Annotated in this window: 19 protein-coding genes; 11 read left to right on the top strand and 8 right to left on the bottom strand. The window is 65.6% G+C overall.

All coding sequences use genetic code 11. The features are described from left to right. Positions 1–52: 52 nt before the first annotated feature. From DTPSY_RS10200 to DTPSY_RS10180, 5 genes are all read right to left on the bottom strand, one after another. A complete protein-coding gene (locus DTPSY_RS10200; RefSeq protein ID WP_015913520.1) occupies positions 53–838 on the bottom strand; it encodes a foldase protein PrsA in 786 nt (261 codons plus the stop codon). Positions 839–905: 67 nt separating this feature from the next. Continuing rightward, a complete protein-coding gene (locus DTPSY_RS10195; protein ID WP_011804945.1) occupies positions 906–1,184 on the bottom strand; it encodes a BolA family protein in 279 nt (92 codons plus the stop codon). Then, a complete protein-coding gene (locus DTPSY_RS10190; protein WP_015913519.1) occupies positions 1,181–1,741 on the bottom strand; it encodes a septation protein A in 561 nt (186 codons plus the stop codon). Before DTPSY_RS10190 ends, DTPSY_RS10195 begins: the two co-directional genes overlap by 4 nt. Continuing rightward, a complete protein-coding gene (msrB, locus tag DTPSY_RS10185) occupies positions 1,738–2,151 on the bottom strand; it encodes a peptide-methionine (R)-S-oxide reductase MsrB (protein ID WP_011804947.1) in 414 nt (137 codons plus the stop codon). Before msrB ends, DTPSY_RS10190 begins: the two co-directional genes overlap by 4 nt. Then, positions 2,148–3,635 carry a protein adenylyltransferase SelO gene (locus DTPSY_RS10180; RefSeq protein ID WP_015913518.1) on the bottom strand — a complete coding sequence of 496 codons (1,488 nt, stop codon included), beginning with the start codon at positions 3,633–3,635 and terminating at the stop codon, positions 2,148–2,150. Before DTPSY_RS10180 ends, msrB begins: the two co-directional genes overlap by 4 nt. 172 nt (positions 3,636–3,807) lie before the next feature. Here DTPSY_RS10180 and DTPSY_RS10175 point away from each other — a divergent pair, with 172 nt between their 5' ends. The 11 genes from DTPSY_RS10175 (at position 3,808) to DTPSY_RS10125 (ending at position 18,272) form a co-directional block, all read left to right on the top strand. Next, complete coding sequence (locus tag DTPSY_RS10175; RefSeq protein ID WP_015913517.1) at positions 3,808–5,445, top strand: 3-(methylthio)propionyl-CoA ligase; 1,638 nt, start codon at positions 3,808–3,810, stop codon at positions 5,443–5,445. A 139-nt stretch (positions 5,446–5,584) separates the two neighbouring features. Beyond that, positions 5,585–6,820 (top strand): branched-chain amino acid ABC transporter substrate-binding protein, encoded by a 1,236-nt coding sequence (locus DTPSY_RS10170; protein WP_015913516.1) that lies wholly within the window; start codon positions 5,585–5,587, stop codon positions 6,818–6,820. A gap of 75 nt (positions 6,821–6,895) precedes the next feature. Continuing rightward, complete coding sequence (locus DTPSY_RS10165) at positions 6,896–7,849, top strand: branched-chain amino acid ABC transporter permease (protein WP_011804951.1); 954 nt, start codon at positions 6,896–6,898, stop codon at positions 7,847–7,849. A gap of 6 nt (positions 7,850–7,855) precedes the next feature. After that, entirely contained in the window at positions 7,856–9,193 is a 1,338-nt protein-coding gene (locus DTPSY_RS10160) for a branched-chain amino acid ABC transporter permease (RefSeq protein ID WP_015913515.1), read from the top strand. Continuing rightward, on the top strand, positions 9,193–9,975 hold the full coding sequence (locus DTPSY_RS10155; RefSeq protein ID WP_011804953.1) for an ABC transporter ATP-binding protein: 783 nt from the start codon (positions 9,193–9,195) through the stop codon (positions 9,973–9,975). Before DTPSY_RS10160 ends, DTPSY_RS10155 begins: the two co-directional genes overlap by 1 nt. Positions 9,976–9,978: 3 nt before the next feature. Continuing rightward, the gene (locus DTPSY_RS10150; protein ID WP_015913514.1) at positions 9,979–10,674 is read left to right on the top strand and encodes an ABC transporter ATP-binding protein; all 696 of its coding nucleotides are present in this window, start codon (positions 9,979–9,981) and stop codon (positions 10,672–10,674) included. Between the two features lie 192 nt (positions 10,675–10,866). After that, positions 10,867–12,966 (top strand): 3-hydroxyacyl-CoA dehydrogenase NAD-binding domain-containing protein, encoded by a 2,100-nt coding sequence (locus tag DTPSY_RS10145; protein ID WP_015913513.1) that lies wholly within the window; start codon positions 10,867–10,869, stop codon positions 12,964–12,966. A 45-nt stretch (positions 12,967–13,011) separates the two neighbouring features. After that, positions 13,012–14,187: an acetyl-CoA C-acyltransferase gene (locus DTPSY_RS10140; protein WP_011804956.1), complete on the top strand. Its 1,176-nt coding sequence runs from the start codon at positions 13,012–13,014 to the stop codon at positions 14,185–14,187. A 341-nt stretch (positions 14,188–14,528) separates the two neighbouring features. Next, on the top strand, positions 14,529–15,713 hold the full coding sequence (locus tag DTPSY_RS10135; RefSeq protein ID WP_041838854.1) for a GGDEF domain-containing protein: 1,185 nt from the start codon (positions 14,529–14,531) through the stop codon (positions 15,711–15,713). 138 nt (positions 15,714–15,851) lie between these two features. Then, the gene (locus DTPSY_RS10130; RefSeq protein ID WP_015913511.1) at positions 15,852–17,711 is read left to right on the top strand and encodes an acyl-CoA dehydrogenase; all 1,860 of its coding nucleotides are present in this window, start codon (positions 15,852–15,854) and stop codon (positions 17,709–17,711) included. A gap of 60 nt (positions 17,712–17,771) precedes the next feature. Continuing rightward, positions 17,772–18,272, top strand: a complete 501-nt coding sequence (locus DTPSY_RS10125; RefSeq protein ID WP_015913510.1) for a flavodoxin family protein — start codon at positions 17,772–17,774, stop codon at positions 18,270–18,272. A gap of 150 nt (positions 18,273–18,422) precedes the next feature. Here the strand turns inward: DTPSY_RS10125 and DTPSY_RS10120 are convergent, their stop codons facing one another. The 3 genes from DTPSY_RS10120 to DTPSY_RS10110 form a co-directional block, all read right to left on the bottom strand. Then, entirely contained in the window at positions 18,423–19,511 is a 1,089-nt protein-coding gene (locus tag DTPSY_RS10120; RefSeq protein ID WP_012655322.1) for an IS5-like element ISDisp1 family transposase, read from the bottom strand. 245 nt (positions 19,512–19,756) lie between these two features. Then, positions 19,757–21,328, bottom strand: coding sequence for a PhnE/PtxC family ABC transporter permease (locus tag DTPSY_RS10115; RefSeq protein WP_015913509.1), 1,572 nt, complete (start codon positions 21,326–21,328; stop codon positions 19,757–19,759). Further along, positions 21,319–22,152, bottom strand: a complete 834-nt coding sequence (locus tag DTPSY_RS10110) for a phosphonate ABC transporter ATP-binding protein (RefSeq protein WP_015913508.1) — start codon at positions 22,150–22,152, stop codon at positions 21,319–21,321. Before DTPSY_RS10110 ends, DTPSY_RS10115 begins: the two co-directional genes overlap by 10 nt. Between the last annotated feature and the right edge of the window lie 51 nt (positions 22,153–22,203).

The raw sequence follows: 22,203 nt of genomic DNA, 5'->3' as shown, positions 1-22,203 counted from the left end.
AAAAAAACGCGGCCCGAAGGCCGCGTTGCCGTGCGCGAGGCGCCTGTAGTGGTTACTCCACCTTGGCCTTGGCGCGCAGGTCTTCCTGGAACTTCGCCAGTTTCTGCTGCTGCAGTTGCTGGGCGATCTGGGGCTTGACCTCTTCCAGCTTCGGCAGCTGGGCTTCGCGCACATCGTCTAGGCGGATGACGTGCCAGCCGAACTGGCTCTTCACGGGGGTCTGGGTCATCTTGCCTTTCTCCAGCTTCACCAGCGCTTCCGTGAACTCAGCCACGTAGCTGCTCGGGCTGGCCCAGTCTAGGTCGCCACCGCGGGCGCCGGATCCGGGGTCCTTGGATTGCTTCTTCGCAATGTCCTCGAACTTGCCACCCTTCTTGATGGAAGCAATGATGGCCTTGGCCTCGTCTTCCTTTTCGACCAGGATGTGGCTGGCCTTATATTCTTTGCCAGCGTTGGCGGCCACGAACTTGTCGTACTCGGCCTGGATCTCGGCATCGGTCACGGCATTGTTCTTCTGGAAATCCACGAACAGTTCACGGATCAGAATGGTCTGGCGTGCCAACTCCATCTGGGCCTTGTAATCGGCAGAGCCTTCCAGGCCGCGCTTTTGCGCTTCCTGCATGAAGATCTCGCGGGCGATCACTTCTTCCTTGATCTGGTTTTCCAGTTCGGGCGTGACCGGGCGGCCCGAGCGCTCCACCTGCTGCTTCAGGACTTCGGCACGTTCCTTGGGAACCGCCTTGCCATTGACGATGGCGAGGTTTTGCGCGGCAACGGGCAATGCCATCGTGCCCAGCACGGCTGCGGCCACGAGGCCGGACAAGAGCTTTTTCTTCATTGAGAATCCACTGATTGGGAAATAGGCTGCAGCCGACTGGCTGCAACGCCCTTGGAGCGGGGTTGTTTCAGAGAGTTTCAATGGCAATGGCGTGGGCGCCTTGGTCAATGAAAATCTGCAGCGCATCATACACAAGGCGATGCTGTGCAACCTTGCGCTTGCCTGTAAATAACGGTGACGCGATGCGCACGCGGAAATGGGTGCCAAACCCGGTTCCATTGGCGCCGGCATGGCCTTCGTGCTGCCAGCTTTCGTCCACCACTTCCAGATGGGTGGGCGATAGTGCGGCGCGCAGGCGTTCGGCCATGGCCTCTGCCGTGATAGCGATGGAGGGCGTGGTGTTCATGGTTGCAGGTCCTTGGGCGCGGCATCGCCCTCATCCTTGACGTGGCGGCTCAGGTACAGCGCCTGGGCAATGACGAAAGCGAACATCAGGCCGATGCCTCCGAACAGTTTGAAGTTCACCCAGGTGTCGGTGTCGAAGTGGTAGGCCACCCACAGATTGAGCACACCCATGGTGGCGAAAAAGCCCGTCCAGCCCCAGTTCAGGTTGCGCCACACGGGCGCGGGCAGATCGATCTGAGCGCCCATGAGTGACTGGATGAAGTTTTTGCGGAACATCAACTGGCCGACGAGCAAGGTGCCGCCCATGAGCCAGTAGAGCACGGTGGGCTTCCATTTGATGAAGGTTTCGCTGTGTGCCAGCAGGGTGGCGCCGCCGAACAGCACGATGACGCCCAGGCTCAGCCATTGCAGGGGTTCGACCTTGCCGTGCTTGAGGCGGATGTAGCCGATCTGCACGACGGTGGCGGCAATCGCCACGGCCGTGGCCACGTAGATGCCCCAGACCTTGAATGCGGCGAAGAACAGGATGATCGGAAAGAAGTCGATGAGCAGTTTCATGGCGCCGGGGGTTCAAAATCGAGCGAGGCGGAGTTCATGCAATAGCGCAGACCCGAAGGAGCCGGGCCGTCGGGGAAGACATGGCCCAGGTGGGCCCCGCATTGTGCACACACGGTCTCGGTGCGCACCATGCCGTGGCTGCGGTCCTCGATCTCCCGAATGGCACCGGGCACGGCAAGCGAGAAGCTGGGCCAGCCGCAGCCCGCGTCGAACTTGGTGTCGGAGTCGAACAGCTTGGCGCCGCAGCAGACGCAGTGGTAACTGCCGTCGGCCCAGTGGCCTTCGTACTTGCCGCTGAAGGGCCGCTCGGTGGCCGCGTGACGCGTGACCTGGTAAGCCGCGGGCTCGGCGCCCTTGGCCTGCAGCAGCGCCTGCCATTCGTCTTCGGTTTTCTGGATGGGGTAGGTCATGAGGAACAGCTGATGGAGATGGAGGACGCCCAGTCGGGCGGAAAGCCGGCGTAGGCCTCGTGCCCCGGGTGGTCGTCGAAGGGGCGCGCCAGCAACCTTTGCAATATTTGGAGTTCGGAGAAGTCCCCGAGTTTCGCGGCGCGAATCGCCTGTTCGCCCAGGTGGTTGCGCAGCACGAAGCGTGGATTGGTTTTATGCATCAAATCGGCTGCTATCGCCCATCCATCAAGCGCTAATAGCTCCTTATATTGTAGCAACCAGGCGTCCAGAGCTGCACGGTCCAGGAACAGATCGCGCACGGGTTCGAAATCCTCCGTGGCTACTGCACCGGACAGCCGACGCCAGAAGATGGGGTAGTCCACGCGGTCGGCGGCCAGCAGCCGCAACAGGCCATCGACCAAAGCGGCGTCGCCTTCGCGCGCCTGCTGCAGGCCGAGCTTGGCGCGTATGCGCGCCAGGAACTGCCGGCCAAAGCTGCCTTCGTACGACTGCAGCGCGGCGCGCGCTGTGTCCACCTCGCCGATCAGCGGCAGCAGCGCCTGGGCCAGACACAACAGGTTCCAGTACGCCACGCTGGGCTGGCGGTCGAAGGCGTAGCGGCCGCGTACGTCGCTGTGATTGCAGATGTGTCCGGGGTCGAAAGCATCCAGGAACTGGAAAGGCCCGTAGTCCATCGTGAGGCCCAGGATGCTCATGTTGTCGGTGTTCATGACGCCATGGCAAAAACCCACGGCCTGCCATTGCGCCAGCAGTGCAGCGGTGCGCTCGCTCACGGCATGCAGCAGTGCGGCATAGGCGTTGCCTTCCCATTCCTGCGAGCGGCGGCAGTTGGGGTAGTAGCGGTCGATCACGTAGTCGGCCAGGGCGCGCAGCTCGGCTTCCTGGCCGCGCGCCGCGAAGTGCTCGAAGTGGCCGAAACGGATGAAGCTGGGAGCCACGCGCGTGACCACGGCGGCGGTTTCCACCTCCTCGCGCTGCACGGGCGCGGGCGAACCGGTCACGCACAGCGCGCGCGTGGTCGGTATGCCCAGCGCATGCATGGCTTCGCTGCACAGGAATTCGCGGATCGACGATCGCAGCACGGCGCGGCCGTCGCCCATGCGCGAATAGGGCGTGCGCCCGCTACCCTTGAGCTGCACCTCTTGGCCCGTGGCGGTTTCGCCCAGCAGGATGGCACGGCCATCGCCCAACTGGCCGGCCCACACGCCGAACTGGTGGCCGCTGTACACGCTGGCCAGCGGCTGGCTGCCGGGCAGCAGGGTGTTGCCTGTGAAGGCCTGCAGTGCGTCGTCGCGCTGCTGCCAGGCTTCGGGCAGGCCCAGCAAGGCGCCTACCTCGGCGCAGGTGCCCACCCAGTGAGGCTGGGGCAGGGGAGTGGGGCGCAGCGGCGTGAAGAAGGCCGAGCCCAGCGCGGCGAAGCCCGGCTGCCAGGCGGGCACCAGTGGCGCGACCGGGGTAGCGTCAGGGGTGGAGGCAAACGTCATGCGGGGATTGTCCCCCGGGCCCCTATGCCCCGCCCTGGGCCAAGGCCTTGTGCGCGGGGGCCGGCGCGAACGTGGGATTTCTCCGGATGGCTCCGTGGCTGGAAAGCCCCATGTTCCCCGCTACGATGGTGCAGTCTTCGTACACCCACAATTCATTACCAAAGGAGCATCCATGCTGGGCCTGATGCAGAGCCAACCTCTCTTGATTTCCTCGTTGATCTCGTTCGCTGAGCGTCACCATGGCGACGGGGAAATCGTCTCGCGCCGCGTGGAGGGGGACATCCATCGCTACACCTATCGCGACCTGGCCCGGCGTTCGCGCCAACTGGCCAATGCCCTGGATGGGCTGGGCCTGCAGTTCAGCGACCGCGTGGCCTCGCTCGCCTGGAATGGCTACCGCCACATGGAGATGTACTTCGGCGTGAGCGGCTCGGGCCGCGTGCTACACACCATCAACCCGCGCCTGCACCCTGACCAGATCGCCTGGATCGTGAACCATGCCGAGGACCAGGTGCTGTGCTTCGACATGACCTTCCTGCCGCTGGTGCAGGCCGTGCATGCCAAGTGCCCCACGGTCAAGAAATGGGTGGCGCTGTGCGACAGCGACAAGCTGCCTGCGGACTCGGGCATCCCAGGCCTCACCAGCTATGAAGACTGGATCGGCGGCGCGTCGGCCGAATACCAGTGGCCCACGTTCGACGAGAACTCCGCCTCCAGCATGTGCTACACCAGCGGCACCACGGGCAACCCCAAGGCGGCGCTGTACAGCCACCGCTCCACCACGCTGCATGCCTATGCCGCTGCGCTGCCCGATGTGATGAACCTCTCGGCGCGCGACGCAGTGCTGCCCGTGGTGCCGATGTTCCACGTCAACGCCTGGGGTATCCCGTACTCGGCGGCCCTCACGGGCTGCAAGGTGGTATTCCCCGGCCCGGCGCTGGACGGCAAGTCGGTCCATGACCTCATCGAGGCCGAGGGCGTGACCTTTGCCGCGGGCGTGCCCACCGTGTGGCAGATGCTGCTCAACCATGTGAAGTCCGCGGGCCTGAAGTTCAGCACCCTGCGCCGCACAGTCATCGGCGGGTCGGCCTGCCCGCCCGCCATGATCACGGCCTTCCAGGACGAGTACGGCGTGTCCGTGCTGCACGCCTGGGGCATGACCGAGATGAGCCCGCTGGGCACGCTGTGCACGCTCAAGAACAAGCACCTGCAGATGGGCAAGGACGAGCAGATGCACATCCTGCAAAAGCAGGGCCGTGCCATCTATGGTGTGGACATGAAGATCGTCGGGGCTGACGGAAAGGAGCAGCCCTGGGACGGCAAGACCTATGGCGATCTGCTGGTGCGCGGCCCCTGGATCCTGGACACCTACTACAAGGGTGAGAGCCCGCTCATAAGGGATGAGCAGGGGCGTGGCTGGTTTCCCACGGGGGATGTGGCCACCATCGACCCGGACGGCTTCATGCAGATCACCGACCGCAGCAAGGACGTGATCAAGTCCGGCGGCGAGTGGATCAGCTCCATCGACATCGAGAACATCGCCATGGCGCACCCTGCCGTGGCGATGGCTGCCTGCATCGGCATGCCGCACCCCAAGTGGGATGAACGCCCGATCGTCGTGGTGGCCCTGCGTCCGGGTGCCCAGGTCACGCGCGAGGAACTGCTCAAGTTCTACGAGGGCAAGACCGCCAAGTGGCAGATCCCCGATGACGTGGTGTTCGTCGATGCGATCCCGCTGGGCGCCACCGGCAAGATGCTCAAGACCCGCCTGCGCGAGCAATTGGCGGGCTACCAGTTGCCCGGCCTGTGAGCGCGCCCCGGCCGGTGCGCAAGGGACTGTTCCTGCGCGCCGGTCACATGGGTGATAGCTGCTAGGGGCAATCCCTGAACGGCGCCTCGTTGCATCCCTTGTACGCTGCGGCGTATTCATTCTCACAAGGAGACGAGGCATGAAGTTCGCTATCAAAATGGTAGCTGCTAGCGCAATCTTTGCATGTGCTGGCGGCGCATTCGCCCAAAAAGGGGAAACCGTCAAGATCGCCTGGCTCGATCCGCTGTCGGGCCTCATGGCCGCAGTGGGCACCAACCAGCTCAAGAGCTTCCAGTTCATCTCCGAGGAGTTCAACAAGAAGAACGCGTCGGGCGTGAAGTTCGAGATCATCGGCATCGACAACAAGCTCAGCCCGCAGGAGACCACCAGCGCACTGCGCTCCGCCATGGACCAGGGTGCGCGCTACGTGGTGCAGGGCAATGGTTCGGGCCCGGCGCTGGCCATCATCGACGCACTGGAAAAGCACAACGCGCGCAACCCGGGCAAGGAAGTCGTCTACCTGAACTACGCGGCGGTGGACCCTGACCTCACCAACAGCAAGTGCAGCTACTGGCACTTCCGCCTGGATGCCGACACCTCCATGAAGATGGAGGCCATGACCACCTTCATCAAGGACCATCCTGAGGTCCAGAAGGTGTACCTGATCAACCAGAACTATTCGCACGGACATCAGGTCTCCAAGTACGCCAAGGAGAACCTCAAGCGCAAGCGCCCTGACGTGCAGATCGTGGGCGACGACCTGCACCCGCTGGCGCAGGTGCGCGACTTCGCGCCCTACATCGCCAAGATCAAGCAGTCGGGTGCGGACACGGTGATCACGGGCAACTGGGGCTCCGACCTCGCGCTGCTCATCAAGGCCGCCAACGATGCAGGCCTGAACAACGTGAACTTCTACACCTATTACGGCGGCGTGACAGGCAGCCCCACGGCCATGGGCGCAGGCGCCGCGGGCCGGGTGTACATGGTGTCGTACAACCACTTGAACCTGCCGGGCGAGATCGGTCGCATCATGGGCGACTACAAGAAGAAGTTCAACGACGACATGTACACCGGCGCCGTGTACCACGCCTTCTCCATGCTGGATTCCGCCTTCGTGAAGGCCAAGTCCACCGACCCCGTGAAGGTGGCTGCTGCGATGGAAGGCATGAAGTTCAACAGCTTCAACGGCGAAGTGGAGATGCGCAAGTCCGACCACCAGTTGCAGCAGGGCCTGTTCGTGACCCGCTGGGAAAAGGCGGGCGACAAGTATCCCCGCGATGCCGAGAACACCGGCTACACCTTCGTACCGGTGAAGTACTACGAGCCCTATGTGGCCAGCACGCCCACGTCGTGCCAGATGAAGCGGCCTTCCTGATGTAGTTCCTGGTGGGACGACCTTTGGGGCCCGAGTCTCCTCGGGCCTTTTTTTCACCTGCTGCGCGGTCTTGCGATGAATCTTGAGTTTTTCGTGATCTCCCTGCTCAACGGCGTCAGCTACGGTCTGCTGCTGTTCATGCTGAGTTCGGGACTGACGCTGATCTTCAGCATGATGGGCGTGCTCAACTTCGCGCACACCAGTTTCTACATGCTGGGCGCGTACTTTGCGTACACCTTGTCGGGTGCCATCGGCTTCTGGCCCGCGCTGGTGGTGGCACCGCTGCTGGTGGGGGCGTTGGGCGCGGTCTTCGAGCGCTATGCGCTGCGCCGCGTGCACAAGTTCGGCCATGTGCCCGAGCTGCTGGTCACCTTTGGCCTGTCGTACCTGATCCTGGAGGTGGTGCAGCTGGTGTGGGGGCGCTCCACCGTGCCCTATGGCCTGCCTGCCCAACTGCAGGGGCCGCTCTTCACCCTGTACGGCACGCAGTTTCCCAAGTCGCGTTCCTTCGTCATGCTGGTGGCGGTGCTGATGCTGCTGTCGGTCTGGCTGCTGCTCACGCGCACCCGCATCGGTTTGGTGATCCAGGCGGCGCTCAAGCATCCGCACATGGTGGAGGCCCTGGGCCACAACGTGCCGCGCGTGTTCATGCTGGTGTTTGGCGGCGGCTGCGCGCTGGCGGGGCTGGCCGGCGTGATCGGCGGCAACACCTACGTGACCGAGCCGGCCATGGCGGCCTCGGTGGGCTCCATCATCTTCGTGGTGGTGGTGGTCGGGGGCATGGGGTCGCTGGCGGGGGCGTTCCTGGCGTCACTCATCATCGGACTGGTGCAGACCTTTGCGGTGGCGCTGGACTATTCGCTGGTGCATGCCTTCGCCCGGCTGGGCGTGCAGGTCACCGAACAGACCTTTGGCTATCCGCTATTCAAGCTCACCATCTCGCAGGTGGCGCCGATCCTGCCGTACCTGTTCCTCGTTCTGATCCTGATCTTCCGGCCCAAGGGCCTGCTGGGCACGCGGGAGGATTGAAAGGCCATGCACACCACTTCCTCTGCACCTTCGACCGCGGCCGCCGGGGGCGCCGTGCGGTACTACCGCTTCAAACCCTTGAATGTGGGGCGCATCGTCATCTGGAGCCTGTTTGCCCTGGCGCTCGTCGTGGCGCCCCAGCTGTTCACCAGCAGCCTGGCGCTGACGATGCTGTCGCAGATCGGCTACGCGATCATCATCTGCCTGTCGTACAACATCCTCCTGGGGCAGGGCGGCATGCTGAGCTTCGGCCACGCCGTGTACACCGGCCTGGGCTCGTTCCTGGCGGTGCACGCCATCAACATGGCCAGCGAAGGGCGACTACCCATCCCGCTGGTGCTGATGCCGCTGGTGGGAGGGCTAGCGGGCATGTTCTTCGCCGTGCTGCTGGGCTATGTCACCACCAAGAAGTCCGGCACCACCTTCGCGATGATCACACTGGGCATCGGCGAACTCGTGGCCTCCATGGCGCTGATGTTCCCCGAGTTCTTCGGGGGCGAAGGCGGCATCACCACGGACCGCGTGTACGGCCAGCCGGTACTGGGCATCACGTTCGGCCCGGCGATCCAGGTGTACTACCTGATCTCCGCGTATTGTTTCGTGTGCACGGCCGCCATGTTCGCCTTCACGGGCACGCCGCTGGGGCGCATCCTCAACGCCGTGCGCGACAACCCCGAGCGTGTGGAGTTCATCGGCTACAACACGCAGCGCGTGCGCTACTTCGCCTTCATCATCGCTGGGTTCTTTGCGGGCATCGGCGGGGCGCTGGCGGCCATCAACTTCGAGATCGTCACGGCCGCTGACAGCGTGAGCGTGGTGCGCTCGGGCAGCTACCTGCTGTTCACCTTCCTGGGCGGGGCCACGTTCTTCTTCGGCCCCATCATCGGCGCCGTGCTGCTGGTGCTGGCGTCGGTGCTGCTGTCCGAGCTGTCCAAGGCCTGGCTGCTGTACCTGGGCCTGGTGTTCCTGTTCATGGTCATGTATGCGCCTGGCGGCATTGCCAGCCTGATCATGATGAATCTGCGCCTGGCCAAGTACGGCAAGCTGCGCGGCATCATCAGCGCCTACCTGGCGCTGGGTGGAACGGCACTGGTGGCGGTGCTGGGGGCCGCAGCGATGATCGAGATGACTTATCACCTGCAGCTGAACGAGGCGCTGGGGCCGCAGCTGGAGTTTCTGGGTGCGACGCTGAACGCCAAGAGCGTGGCGAGCTGGTTCGGCGCCGGCTTCGTGCTGGTGACCGGCGTAGGGCTGTTCGAACTCTGTCGCAGGCAGTTCATGCGGCAGTGGGGTGCGATCCAGGAAGAGATCGAGCACGAGATCAAGCGTGGGGAGGCAGGCTGATGGCGGACCAGGCAACCTATGCGTTGGAGCTGCGCGACCTGCGCAAGAGCTTCGGCAAGACCGAGATCATCCGCGGCGCCAACCTGGCGGTACGGCCCGGCGAACGCGTGGCCGTCATCGGACCCAACGGCGCGGGCAAGTCCACGCTGTTCAACCTCGTCAGCGGGCGGTTCGCGCCCACCAGCGGCGAGGTGCTGCTGCACGGCGCGCGCATCGACGGCAAGCAGCCGTTCGAGATCAACCGCATGGGGCTGTCGCGCAGCTTCCAGATCACCAACATCTTTCCCAAGCTCAGCGTGTTCGAGAACCTGCGCTGCGGCGTGCTGTGGAGCCTGGGGTACCGCTATGCGTTCTGGCGCTTCCTGTCCAGGTTGCAGGATGCCAACGACCGGGCCACGCAGCTCATGGAGATGATCAAGCTGGACAAGAAGCGCGACACCCTGGCCATGAACCTGACCTATGCCGAGCAGCGCGCTCTGGAGATCGGGATCACCATCGCCGGCGGCGCCAGCGTCATCCTGCTGGATGAGCCCACTGCGGGTATGAGCAAGAGCGAGACCACGCGCTTCATCCACCTCATCAAGGAGGTCACGCAGGGCCGCACCCTGCTGACCGTGGAGCACGACATGGGCGTGGTCTTCGGCCTGGCCGACAAGATCGCCGTGGTGGTGTATGGCGAGGTGATCGCCTTCGACACGCCCGAGAACGTACGCGCCAACCCGCGCGTGCAGGAAGCCTACCTGGGCTCCGTCATTGCCGCGCAGCAGGCCGGGGGACACTGAGACATGCTGAAAGTCGAAAACCTGCACGCCTACTACGGCAAGAGCCATGTGCTGCACGGCGTGGGATTTGACGTGCAGCCGGGCGAGATCGTCGCGCTGCTGGGCCGCAACGGCTCCGGCCGCTCCACCGCGGCCAAGGCCGTGATGGGCCTGGTGGACTGGCAGGGCACGCTGCAGTGGAAGGGCCAGGATCTCAATGGCAGGAAGGCCTACGAGATCGCCCATCTGGGCATCGGCTACGTGCCCGAAAGCCGCGACGTATTTCCCAACCTCACCGTGCACCAGAACCTGCTGCTGGGCCAGAAGGGCAGTGGCAGGGATAGCCGCTGGAGCTTTGACGACATGTACGAGATGTTCCCGCGCCTGAAGGAGCGCCGCAACATCGAGGCGGGCGTCATGTCCGGCGGCGAGCAGCAGATGCTGACCCTGTGCCGCACGCTCATGGGCGACCCGGACCTCATCATCATCGACGAGCCCACCGAGGGGCTGGCGCCCAAAATCGTCGAACTGGTGGGCGAGTACCTGACGCGGCTCAAGCAGCGGGGCATCTCCGTGCTGCTCATCGAGCAAAAACTCACCATCGCTATGACCATCTCCGACCGCGCGCTGGTCATGGGGCACGGCAGCATCGTCTTTCAGGGCACGCCCGACGAGCTGCGTGCCAACAGCTATGTACGCAAGGAGTGGCTGGAGGTTTGAGGGCCTCATTGGCCTCTAGCCCTTTGTGGATGAGTGCTGTTAGCTATCAAAAGGATAGTTAGACGTTGGTGTGCGCGGCGTGCTTGTCCCGGCTGAGACAAAAAACTGCGACCCCTGCCTCTAGACTTGCGTGCTAAAAACGCACGAGCGTACTTTTCTTTCATCCACCCGAGATTCAAGAGGAACGACAGCATGACGGCTGAATACCAGGTCCACGGCGACGTGGCCGTGATCACCCTCAACAACCCGCCCGTCAACGGGCTTGGCCTGGCCACGCGCCAGGGCGTCGTCGATGGCCTCGATCGCGCCCAGGCCGACGCGGCCGTCAAGGCCATCGTCATCACCGGCGCGGGCGGCGCCTTCTCGGGTGGCGCCGACATCAAGGAGTTCGGCACCGACAAGTCGCTGCAGGAGCCCAATCTGCACTCCGTCATCAACGCCGTCGAGTACTGCACCAAGCCCGTGGTGGCTGTCATCCACACCGTCTGCATGGGCGGCGGGCTGGAGCTGGCCCTGGGCTGCCACTACCGTGTGGCCGCGCCCGGCTGCAACGTGGCGCTGCCCGAGGTGAAGCTGGGCATCCTGCCCGGCGCGGGCGGCACGCAGCGCCTGCCGCGCGTGGTGGGGGTGGAGGCAGCGCTGAACATGATCGTCAGCGGCGAGCCGGTCAAGAGCGAGATGATCGGCGCCGTGCCCGGCCAGAAGCTGTTCGACAAGATGACCGCGTCGCCCGAGTCGCTGGCCGAGGAGGCGCTGGCCTTCGCCCGAAGCGTGGCGGACGTGCGCCCGCTGCCGCTGGTACGCAACCTGCCGTGCAAGCACCCCGAGGGCGATGCGTACTTCCAGTTCGCACGCAACATGGTCAAGGGCATGGCCAAGAACTTCCCCGCGCCCGCCAAGTGCGTGGACGCCGTGGAGGCGGCCACCAAGCGCAAGTTTGCCGACGGCCTGGCGTACGAGCGCGAGCTGTTCATCAACCTGATGTGGACGCCCGAGTCGCGCGCGCTGCGCCACCTGTTCTTTGCGGAGCGTGCCGCGAGCAAGATCCCCGACGTCCCGTCCGAGACTCCCAAGCGGGATATCAAGAAGGTCGGCGTGATCGGTGCGGGCACCATGGGTGGCGGCATCAGCATGAACTTCCTGAACGCGGGCATCCCCGTGACCATCCTGGAGATGAAGCAGGAGGCGCTGGACCGCGGCATCGGCACGATCCAGAAGAATTACGAAGCCCAGGTCAAGAAGGGCAAGCTCAAAGAAGACAAGTACCAGCAGCGCATGGCCCTGCTGTCCACTACGCTGAACTATGCCGACCTGAAGGACTGCGACCTGATCATTGAGGCCGTGTTCGAGGAACTGGGCGTGAAGGAAGCCGTGTTCAAGCAGCTCGACGCCGTGGCCAAGCCCGGCGCCATCCTGGCGTCCAACACCTCCACGCTGGACGTGGACAAAATCGCCGCCTTCACCCAGCGTCCGCAGGACGTGGTGGGCATGCACTTCTTCAGTCCCGCCAACGTGATGAAGCTGCTGGAAGTGGTGCGCGGCAAGGCCACGGCCAAGGACGTGCTGGCCACCGTGATGGCCTTGGCCAAGAAGATCAAGAAGACGGCCGTGGTCTCTGGCGTGTGCGACGGTTTCATCGGCAACCGCATGATCGAGCGCTACAGCCAGCAGGCCGGCTTCCTGCTGGACGAAGGCTGCACGCCCCAGCAGGTGGACAAGGCCATCGAGAAGTTCGGCTTCGCCATGGGCCCGTTCCGCATGGGCGACCTGGCCGGCAACGACATCGGCTGGGCTATCCGCAAGCGCCGCGCCGTCGAGCAGCCCGACATGAAGTACAGCAAGACGGCCGACCTGCTGTGCGAGATGGGACGCTTCGGCCAGAAGACCGGGGCGGGCTGGTACGACTACCAGGCTGGCAAGCGTGACGCGATTCCCAGCGACGTGGTGAACCAGATGATCGAGGCGCACCGCAAGGCCCTGGGCATCACGCCGCGCAAGGTGAGCGACGAGGAGATCGTGCAGCGCCTGGTCTATGCGCTGGTCAACGAGGGCGCCAAGATCCTGGAAGAGGGCATTGCCAGCAAGTCGGGCGACATCGACATGGTGTACCTGACCGGCTACGGCTTCCCCATCCACCGCGGCGGTCCCATGCACTACGCCAGCGAAGTGGGCCTGTTCAACGTGGTGCAGTCCATGAAGCGCTTTGCCCGCAACCCGCTGGATGACGCACGCGCCTGGGAGCCCGCGCCGCTGCTGGCCCGGCTGGCCGCCGAAGGCAAGGCCTTTGCCTGAGCGCCCGTTCGTCCGCCTGAAGCACGCAGAACAAGGAATATTGCAATGACCTCCGCAGTGATCGTTTCCACCGCCCGCACGCCGCTCGCCAAGAGCTGGAAGGGCTCGTTCAACATGACCCACGGCGCCACGCTGGGCGGCCACGCCGTACAGCACGCCGTGCAGCGCGCGGGCATTGACCCCGCCGCCGTCGATGATGTCATCATGGGCTGCGCCAATCCCGAAGGCGCCACCGGCATGAACATCGCGCGCCAGATCGCGCTCAAGGCCGGCCTGCCCGTCACCACGTCGGGCATGACCATCAACCGCTTCTGCTCCTCGGGCCTGCAGACCATCGCCACCGCCGCGCAGCGCATCATCGCGGGCGAGGGCGAGGTGTATGTGGCTGGTGGCGTGGAGAGCATCTCGTGCGTGCAGCAGGAGATGAACCTGCACATGATCCAGGACCTGGCCCTGGCCAAGCAAAAGCCCGAGATCTACTGGAGCATGCTGCAGACCGCCGAGCAGGTGGCCAAGCGCTACCACATCGGCCGCGACGCGATGGACGAGTATGGCGCCGCCAGCCAGCAAAAGGCCTGCGCCGCCCAGGCAGCCGGCCTGTTCGACGCCGAGATCGCGCCCATCACCGTCACCGCGGGCATCGCGGACAAGACGCTGGGCCTGATCACCAAGCAGGTCACCGTGAGCCGCGACGAGGGCACGCGCGAGGGCACCACCAAGGAAGGCATCAGCGGTATCCGCCCGGCCATGCCTGGCGGGCTGATCTCGGCGGGCAACGCCAGCCAGTTCTCGGACGGCGCGGGCGCCTGCGTGGTGGTGGGCGAGGACTACGCTGCTCGCAACAACCTCCAGCCCCTGGGCCGCTTCCTGGGCTTTGCCGTGGCCGGTTGCGAGCCTGACGAAATGGGCATCGGCCCCGTGTTCGCCGTACCCAAGGTGCTCAAGAAACTGGGCCTGACGGTGCAGGACATCGACCTGTGGGAGCTGAACGAAGCCTTCGCCGTGCAGGTGCTGTACTGCCGCGACAAGCTGGGCATTCCCGCCGACCGCCTGAACGTGAACGGCGGCGCCATCGCTCTGGGCCACCCCTATGGTGTTTCGGGCCAACGCCTCACGGGCCACGCCCTCATCGAAGGCAAGCGCCGCGGTGCCAAGCGCGTGTGCGTGACCATGTGCATCGGTGGCGGTATGGGCGCGGCGGGCGTGTTTGAAGTGCTGTAAGCGCCGATCCGCTTTCGGACTGAAATAACAAGCGCCCCGCGCAGACGATGTGGTCTGCGCGGGGCGTTTGCTTTTGTTTTGATAGCTGTCTGCGCTTGCTGCATGGGCGGTAGCAGGAGAAACGAGCGATATTTTTGTGACACGGGTTCCTGTACAGGGAGCGACGCAGCGGGCCAGCCGCTGGAGGGTGCTGCAAGCGTCCTGAAGTGCCGCCCAGCAGGCGGCTGCGTGTGCGGACGATTAAACTTCTCTGAATTACTGGTTGTTACAACAATCCCTGCCTGTCTTCCTGGCTTGGACGACTCGCCAAAGAGTCGGTCAACTCTCCTTTGAACACCCCCATGGTCGCAAGCGTTCTCGTTGGCATGCTCTGCGCGCATCTGCTGTGCTTTGCGGTGATGTTCTTGCTGATCAGCAAGCGGCTGCATGGGCAAAAAATGGGGATGGATCTTTTCGCGCTCGGCAACTTTCTGCTGGGCTCCGCCTATGTGCTGCAGCTGCTGGAGGGCGGCCCCGCCTGGAGTCCGATGAGTGTGGTGAACCACACGCTGACGCTGGCCTCCCCGGTGGTTTACTGGCTCGGAGCCATGCGTTTTTTTGGGCACGCCGTCCCCTTGCTGTCTCCACTTCTCGTATTTGCGGCGCTCTACAGCCTTGCGCAGGTACTGGTGCAATGGAGCTTGGGGCCGGTGGCACGCTACGCCATGCTTTCAGGGGGATCGGCACTCCTGTTTTTTGTGATGGCCCTGACGGTCATCTACGGCGCTCGCACATTTGCCAAGGATCTGTATGGCGAGATGGTCTTTTTTGCCGCGCTGATCAGCGGCATATGCGTACTCAACGCGCTCAAGTTCATGAAGCTTCTGGATGGCGGCCTGGATGCATTGCAGATGGACCGCCAGTTCCAACTGGTGTTCTACATCTACATGTCATTCCTGGCCACGGTGCTGCCGCCATCGATCGTCTGGCTGGTTCTGCGCCGCTTGACCGATCAGTTGCGCCATATCGCTGCGCGGGACCCGATGACGCAGTTGCTCAATCGGCGAGGTCTCACCGAGGCGCTGCAGCTGTCTTTCAACCAGCGCCGGGCGGAGCATGCGCACTTGCTCGTTGTTGACGTTGACCATTTCAAGCGGATCAACGACACCTACGGCCACCACGCCGGAGACACCGTCCTGTGCCGTGTTGCGGAGATACTCCAGGCCACGGCGCGCCGTGGCGATTTGGTAAGCCGTCTGGGCGGGGAAGAGTTCGCGGTGATCTGCCTGCACACCGACTTTCCCGGGGCCATGCACATGGCGGAGCGATTGCGTGCAGCCATCGAGACGCAAACCATCGACATTGCAGAGGGCGGTCATCCGCTGCAGTGCACGGTCACGGTCGGGGTTTCACAGGGCTTTGCAGATGCACACGCCTTGGAGGCAGCCCTGCAACAGGCCGACGCGGCTCTGTACCGTGGCAAAGCCGCGGGACGCAACCGCGTCGAAACGGCCGGGCCGTCTATGGCCACCGCTTCGTACGCCTGAATCACGGGCAATACCGAGACGCCGAGACGGTGATTTGGCCAAAGCCCCGGTGTTCCAGCGCGCGATCCAATGGACCCCCGCGGTGCGCGTCACCCAGCGGACAGGCTTCATCGGCCCATCCCTTCCATAATTTCGCGCATGACCACCTCCCTGCGCTCCACGCTCGACTTCCTGCTCTACGACTGGCTCCAGGCTGAATCGCTCAATGCGCGCGAGCGCTTTGCGGACCACTCGCGCGAGACGTTTGACGCTGTGCTGGACACCTGCGAGCGCATCGCGCGCGAGAAGTACGCGCCGTTCAACCGCACGGTGGACACGCAGGAGCCCCAGTTCGACGGTGAGCGCGTCATCCTGCCCCAATGCACGCACGACGCACGCCAGGCGTTTGCCGACAGCGGCATGCTCAGCGCGGCGCAGGACTATGCGCTGGGCGGCATGCAACTGCCGTATGTCGTGGAGTCGGCGGCCAACAGTTTCTTTGGCTGCGCGTCGATCAGCATTGGCTCCAACCTGCTGACCACGGGCAACGCCAACGCCATCCTGGTGCACGGCACGCCCCTGCAGCAGCAGGTGTTTGCCGCCAACGAATTCAACGGCCGCTGGGCGGGCACCATGTGTCTTTCGGAGCCGCAGGCAGGCTCGTCCTTGAGCGACATCACCACGCGCGCCGAGGCCGACGGCGCAGACTTCGAGGTCGACCCGCTGGGCCCGCGCTACCGCCTGCGTGGCAACAAGATGTGGATCAGCTCGGGCGACCATGAGCTGACCGAGAACATCGTGCACCTGGTGCTCGCCAAGATCCCCGGGCCGGACGGCAAGCTGGTGCCGGGAGTGAAGGGCATTTCGCTCTTCATCGTGCCCAAGAAGCTGGTGGATACCGATGGCCAACTGACGGGTGAGCGCAACGACGTGGCGCTGGCCGGACTGAACCACAAGCTGGGCTGGCGCGGCACCACCAACACGCTGCTGAATTTTGGCGAGGGCAGGTACCCCGTGCGCGGCGGCGCCGGCGCCATCGGCTACCTCGTGGGCCGGCCGGGCGAGGGCCTGAAGTGCATGTTCCACATGATGAACGAGGCACGCATCGCCATCGGCATGGCGGCAACCACGCTGGGCCTGGCAGGCTACTACGCCAGCCTGGACTACGCCAGAACGCGGCTGCAGGGCCGCCCGGTACAGGGCAGCACCAGCGCCGCGGGCAGTGCCGGCAAGGACGCGAGCCAGCCGCAGGTGCCGCTGATCCGGCACGCGGACATCAAGCGCATGCTGCTTGCGCAAAAGAGCTACTGCGAGGGCGCGCTGGCGCTCAACCTGTACTGCGCGCGGCTGGTGGACGAGGGCCGCACGGGCGAGCCGCAGGCGGCGCAGGATGCGAGGCTGCTGCTGGAGGTGTTGACCCCCATCGCCAAGAGCTGGCCCAGCGAGTTCTGCCTGGAGGCCAACAGCCTGGCGATCCAGATCCACGGCGGCTACGGCTACACGCGCGACTTCCCCGTGGAGCAGTACTGGCGCGACAACCGTCTGAACATGATCCACGAGGGCACGCACGGCATCCAGGCCGCCGACCTGCTGGGCCGCAAGGTGGTGATGCAGGGCGGCGCAGGCCTGCAGCTGCTGGCGCGCACCATTGGCGCCACCATTGCCCAGGCGCGCAAGCATCCGGAACTCGCCGCCTGGGCGGACCAGCTGGCCCAGGCCCTGCAGGACGTGGGCGAAGCCACGCAGGCCGCCTGGGCCACCGGCAACCCTACCGAGGCGTTGGCCAACGCCGTGCCCTACATGCAGGCCTTCGGCCACACCGTGCTGGCCTGGGTGTGGCTGGACGTGGCGTGCAGCGTGCTCGCACGGGATGCTACTCTTTCAATAGCTGCTAGCGCTGGAAGGATGGGCGCTGCACGCTATTTTTACCACTATGAATTGCCGCACATCGGTGCTTGGCTGCAGGTGGTGCGCCAGCGTGACCTGACCTGCGCGGCACTGGATGAAGACGCGTTCTGACGCCACGCGCTCTCCGCAGGGTGGTGGTCGCCCGCATGGGCAACGGTCTATGCTTGCCGCATGGATGCGCCCCAGACCCTGCTGATCGTCTACCACTCGCTGACCGGCGGCACGAGCCAGATGGCCGAGGCCGCGCGCGCCGGCGCCGCGGCCGAGCCCGCCGTGTCGGTGCGCCTGCTCCACGCGGCGCAGGCGGGGCCGGACGATGTGCTGGCCGCGCAGGGCTACCTGTTCGCCACGCCCGAAAACCTGGCGGCCATCAGCGGCCAGCTCAAGGACTTCTTCGATCGCTGCTACTACCCGGTGCTGGACCGCGTCAATGGCCGGCCCTACGCCAGCCTGGTCTGCGCCGGCAGCGACGGCCAGAACGCCGCACGCCAGATCGCCCGCATCGCCACGGGCTGGCGGCTGAAGGCCGTGGCCGAGCCGCTGATCGTCTGCACCCACGCCCAGACGCCCGAGGCGATCCTGGCTCCCAAGCAGATTGGCGCGGCGGACCTGGAGCGCTGCCGTGCGCTGGGCGAGGCGCTGGCCACCGGGCTCGCGCTGGGGGTGTTCTAGCAGGCCGTTGAAAAAGTGCTTTTCGAACGCATCAGGGACGCTGAGTTCGAAGACATGAGCTGCCCAGACGCGTCTGCGCAGCGATTGCAACGGCCAATCTGGCCGGTTTGCAGGCCCTCCCGCCCATTTCGGGCGCACGTATCCCTGGGCTCACGCATGATGCGCGTTCCACCAGCCGCCGATGCTGCCCATTCGCACAAGGTTGTAGGTGGCAAAGCACAGCAGCGCCTGGCCCGTGAGCTTGGCCTGACCGATCAGCTTGGTCTTTGCCAGACCACCGACGGTCTTGATCCAGCCAAAGGCCTCTTCGATGCGCTTGCGCACCTTCAGGCTGGTCTTGTAGCCCTCGTGCCGTGTCACTCGCGCATCCACCGCCGAGTGTTTGTCCTTGGCCGCCACGTGGGGCGTGACTTTGAGCTTGCGACAGCCTTTGATGAAGGCCTTGCTGTCGTAGCCCTTGTCGGCACCGACCGTGGCCCGTTTGTTCCTGTTGCCCCGACGCTCCAACATGGCCAGTGCCGCCTCGCGCTCGGCCGTGCCGCTGGCATGGGTGATCTCGACATCCACGATCAGCCCGTTGCGGTTCTCCATGAGGATGTGTCCCATGTGGCACAGGCGGGATTTGTCGCCCCGGCTCTTCTTGAACAGCCGGGCATCGGCGTCCGTGGTGCTCTTGTGGGTGTCGTTGCAGCGCTCCTGCCCCTTGAAGTCCACCTCGGGGTTGCGCCCAGGCGGCGTGCCGCTGTCGTCATCTTTGCGCTTGAAGCTCTTGTGCGAGGCCCAGGCGTCAATGAGCGTGCCGTCCACGCTGAAGTGCTCGTCGCTGGCGAGCTTGCCCCACTGGGCACTGAGCTTGACGCGCTCGAAGAAGGTGCGGGCGAGGTCTTCGTTGAACAGACGTTCGCGGTTGGCGCTGAAAGTGGAGTGGTCCCAGACCTTGTCTTCGATGTTCAGGCCTACGAACCAGCGGTACAGCAGGTTGTAGTTGATCGCTTCGACCAACTGGCGCTCGCTGCGGATGGAGAACAGGATCTGCAGCAGCAAGGCCTTGAGCAGCATCTCCGGTGGCACCGATGGGCGGCCACGGCGGGCGTACACCGCTTCGAATTCGCGGTTCATGGTTGCCAGCAGCGCATCAACCACCGCGCGCAACTTGCGCAGCGGGTGTGCCTGCGGCACGCGCTCTTCAAGGCTGATGTAGCTGAACATCGCCCCCTGGAAGTCTTGGTTGCCTCTCATCGTCCTCGTCTGGGTCGTTCACCTATGGCTTCAGATCGTAGCGGCGAACGCGGGCGTCGGAGGGGGATTTTTCAACGGCCTGCTAGTGCTGCGACCCGAAAGTGTTGGGACATGAAAGCGCGCCTTCGCCCGCGAGGCGGCGTTGCCAATCCTCGCAATGGCCACGGTCGTTGCTGCGGTTCGCGCCTGACCCTTGGGGCGAAGCCATCGATCGCCTTTTGTTCCTCCGCTCCCCGGTTGCGGTACTAGGCCCTGTCCATCCAGCGGCGCAGCGCCGCGCTGGCCCAGTCCACCGCAACCGATAGCACCAGCATCGCCAGGATCACCGTGCCCGCCTGCGCATGGTGGAACAGCGACAGCTCCACGTAAAGCAACTGCCCCAGGCCGCCCGCGCCCACGAAGCCGAGGATGGCGGCCATGCGGATGTTCATCTCCCAGCGGTACAGCGTGTACGCCACCAGTTGCGGCGCCGCCCCGGGCAGCGTGCCGTACAGGAACGCCATGGCGCCGCCGCTGCCGGCCTGGCGCAGCGCACGCGCGGCCGTGGCTGGGGTGTTCTGCAGCGCCTCGGCATACAGCCGGCCCAGCACGCCGGTGGTGTGCAGGGCCAGGGCCAGTGCGCCGGCAAACGGCCCCAGGCCCACGGCCAGGGCGGTGAGCGTGGCCCATACCAGTTCGGGCACCGAGCGCAGTAGGTTCAGCAGCAGGTTCCAGCCCGCGCGCCGGCGCGGCAGGGCCAGCAGCAGCGCCAGCAGGGCGGCCAGCAGCGTGCCCACGATGGAGATGGCCAGCGTCTCCCACACGCCGCGCGCCACCTGCCGCAGCCAGGTGCTGCCCAGCTCGGGCGGGAAGAAGCCGCCGGCAAACTCCGCCATGCTGCGCGCCGCCTCGGCGGTGAAGAGCGCGGGCAAGTCCATGTCCAGCAGCCACAGGCTGGCGGCCAGGGCGGCCAGCACCGTCGCGGTCAACGCGCCGCTGCGCCAGCCCAGCGGCGCGGCGCGTGCCGCGGGGGGCGCATCCAGCGCGCGGCGCAGCCCGCCCGACAGCGCATCGGCCGCCAGCACCAGCAGCATGAAGGTCACAAGGATGGTGCACGCCTCGCCGCCGTTGAGCATCTTCATGGCCTGGTCCATGAGCTGGCCCAGCCCGCCCGCGCCCACGAAGCCCATCACCACCGAGGCGCGCACCGCGCATTCCCAGCGGTACACGGTGTAGGAGGTGAGTTCGCGCGCCGCCTGCGGCAGCAGGCCGTAGAGCAGGGCGATGGGCCGGCGCGCCCCACTGCGCGCCAGCGCCTGGGCGGGTGCGGCGGGCACGGATTCGAGGATCTCGGCATACACCTTGCCCAGCATGCCGCCGTAGGCCAGCCCCAGCGCCAGCACGCCGGCCGTCGGCCCCAGGCCGAACACGCGCACGAACACCAGCGCCCACACCAGCTCGGGGATGCCGCGCAGCACCGTGAGCACGCCGCGCGCTGCCGGGTTCAGCCGGGGGCGTTCGCGTGCAGCGTTGCTGGCCCAGTAGGCCAACGGCACCGCCAGCACGAAGGCCAATGCCAGCCCCGCAGTGGCAATCGCCAGCGTTTCCAGGGTGGCGCGCGCCAGCAGGGCCAGGAAGTCGGCCCCCGTTTCAGGCGGCAGAAACTGGCGCAGGAACCCGCCCAGCACGCGCAGGTTCTCGGGCGCCAGCAGCGCGGCCAGGTCAAAGCCCGACGCCTGCAACAGCGGCCACAGCAGCACCACGGCCAGCAGCGCGCCGCCCAGCCGCCCGCGTGCGGCCGGGTCGCGCAGGTGCGGTGCAGGGGGCGTCAACGGCATGAGGCGTAGCTGCTGGTGGTCGGGGGCGGCGTGGGCGTTTCATCCGGCGGGAGCGCGCCGTCGCCGGGCGGGGCGTACAGCGCCTGCAGCAGATCGGGCGTGACCGCGCCGGCCGGCAGGTCGAAGGCGATGCGCCCCTCGCGCAGGCCCACCACGCGCGCAAAGCAGGCCAGCGCCAGGTCCACCGCGTGCAGGCTGGCGACCAGCGTGGCGCCACGTGCGGCCGCGTCCTGCACCAGCAGCTGCACGGTGGCCAGCGCCAGCGTGGGGTCGAGGGCAGAGACGGGCTCGTCGGCCAGCAGCAGCGCTGGCTGCTGGTACAGCACGCGGGCAATGCCCACGCGCTGCAGCTGCCCGCCCGAGAGCTGGTCGCAGCGCGCGAACAGCTTGTCCTGCAACTGCACGCGCTGCAGCGCGGCGTGCGCACCCGGCAGGTCGGCCGGGTACAGCAGCGAGGCCAGCGCCTTCCATGCGGGCCATTGGCCCAGGCGCCCGGCCAGCACGGCGGTCACCACGCGCTGGCGCGGCGGCAGGGGCGGGGCCTGGTGCACGGTGCCGATGCGCGCGCGCAGCGCACGCGGCGGAGGCCACGAAGCATGGGGCGTGTCGGGCGACGAAGCGCCCAGCGCGGAGCCCAGCACGTGCACGCGGCCGGCGCTGGCGGGTAGGGCTGTGCCCAGCAGGTTCAGCAGGGTGGTCTTACCCGCCCCCGAGGGGCCGATCAGCGCCAGGCTCTCGCCCTGGCGCGCGGCCAGGGTGATGCCGCGCAGCGCCACATGGCCGCCGGGGTGGCATAGATCCACGCCGTTCAGCTCGAAGCTCATGGTTGCTCTTGTTTCAATAGCTGCTAGCGCTTATCCAGCAAGCGCTAGGGG

The organism is [Acidovorax] ebreus TPSY (assembly GCF_000022305.1).
GTDB lineage: Bacteria > Pseudomonadota > Gammaproteobacteria > Burkholderiales > Burkholderiaceae_C > Diaphorobacter > Diaphorobacter nitroreducens.
Note: the sequence above shows the minus strand (reverse complement) of the source record. Positions and strands in the feature narration are given on the sequence as shown.

What these genes read in the sequence shown, in the direction of transcription:
- DTPSY_RS10135 (WP_041838854.1), top strand. Translation starts at nt 14,529, where the DNA reads ATGGTCGCAAGCGTTCTCGTTGGCATGCTCTGCGCGCATCTGCTGTGC.
- DTPSY_RS10160 (WP_015913515.1), top strand. Translation starts at nt 7,856, where the DNA reads ATGCACACCACTTCCTCTGCACCTTCGACCGCGGCCGCCGGGGGCGCC.
- DTPSY_RS10145 (WP_015913513.1), top strand. Translation starts at nt 10,867, where the DNA reads ATGACGGCTGAATACCAGGTCCACGGCGACGTGGCCGTGATCACCCTC.
- DTPSY_RS10140 (WP_011804956.1), top strand. Translation starts at nt 13,012, where the DNA reads ATGACCTCCGCAGTGATCGTTTCCACCGCCCGCACGCCGCTCGCCAAG.
- DTPSY_RS10150 (WP_015913514.1), top strand. Translation starts at nt 9,979, where the DNA reads ATGCTGAAAGTCGAAAACCTGCACGCCTACTACGGCAAGAGCCATGTG.
- DTPSY_RS10200 (WP_015913520.1), bottom strand. Translation starts at nt 838, where the DNA reads ATGAAGAAAAAGCTCTTGTCCGGCCTCGTGGCCGCAGCCGTGCTGGGC.
- msrB (WP_011804947.1), bottom strand. Translation starts at nt 2,151, where the DNA reads ATGACCTACCCCATCCAGAAAACCGAAGACGAATGGCAGGCGCTGCTG.
- DTPSY_RS10130 (WP_015913511.1), top strand. Translation starts at nt 15,852, where the DNA reads ATGACCACCTCCCTGCGCTCCACGCTCGACTTCCTGCTCTACGACTGG.
- DTPSY_RS10170 (WP_015913516.1), top strand. Translation starts at nt 5,585, where the DNA reads ATGAAGTTCGCTATCAAAATGGTAGCTGCTAGCGCAATCTTTGCATGT.
- DTPSY_RS10120 (WP_012655322.1), bottom strand. Translation starts at nt 19,511, where the DNA reads ATGAGAGGCAACCAAGACTTCCAGGGGGCGATGTTCAGCTACATCAGC.
- DTPSY_RS10190 (WP_015913519.1), bottom strand. Translation starts at nt 1,741, where the DNA reads ATGAAACTGCTCATCGACTTCTTTCCGATCATCCTGTTCTTCGCCGCA.
- DTPSY_RS10195 (WP_011804945.1), bottom strand. Translation starts at nt 1,184, where the DNA reads ATGAACACCACGCCCTCCATCGCTATCACGGCAGAGGCCATGGCCGAA.
- DTPSY_RS10115 (WP_015913509.1), bottom strand. Translation starts at nt 21,328, where the DNA reads ATGCCGTTGACGCCCCCTGCACCGCACCTGCGCGACCCGGCCGCACGC.
- DTPSY_RS10175 (WP_015913517.1), top strand. Translation starts at nt 3,808, where the DNA reads ATGCTGGGCCTGATGCAGAGCCAACCTCTCTTGATTTCCTCGTTGATC.
- DTPSY_RS10180 (WP_015913518.1), bottom strand. Translation starts at nt 3,635, where the DNA reads ATGACGTTTGCCTCCACCCCTGACGCTACCCCGGTCGCGCCACTGGTG.
- DTPSY_RS10110 (WP_015913508.1), bottom strand. Translation starts at nt 22,152, where the DNA reads ATGAGCTTCGAGCTGAACGGCGTGGATCTATGCCACCCCGGCGGCCAT.
- DTPSY_RS10125 (WP_015913510.1), top strand. Translation starts at nt 17,772, where the DNA reads ATGGATGCGCCCCAGACCCTGCTGATCGTCTACCACTCGCTGACCGGC.
- DTPSY_RS10165 (WP_011804951.1), top strand. Translation starts at nt 6,896, where the DNA reads ATGAATCTTGAGTTTTTCGTGATCTCCCTGCTCAACGGCGTCAGCTAC.
- DTPSY_RS10155 (WP_011804953.1), top strand. Translation starts at nt 9,193, where the DNA reads ATGGCGGACCAGGCAACCTATGCGTTGGAGCTGCGCGACCTGCGCAAG.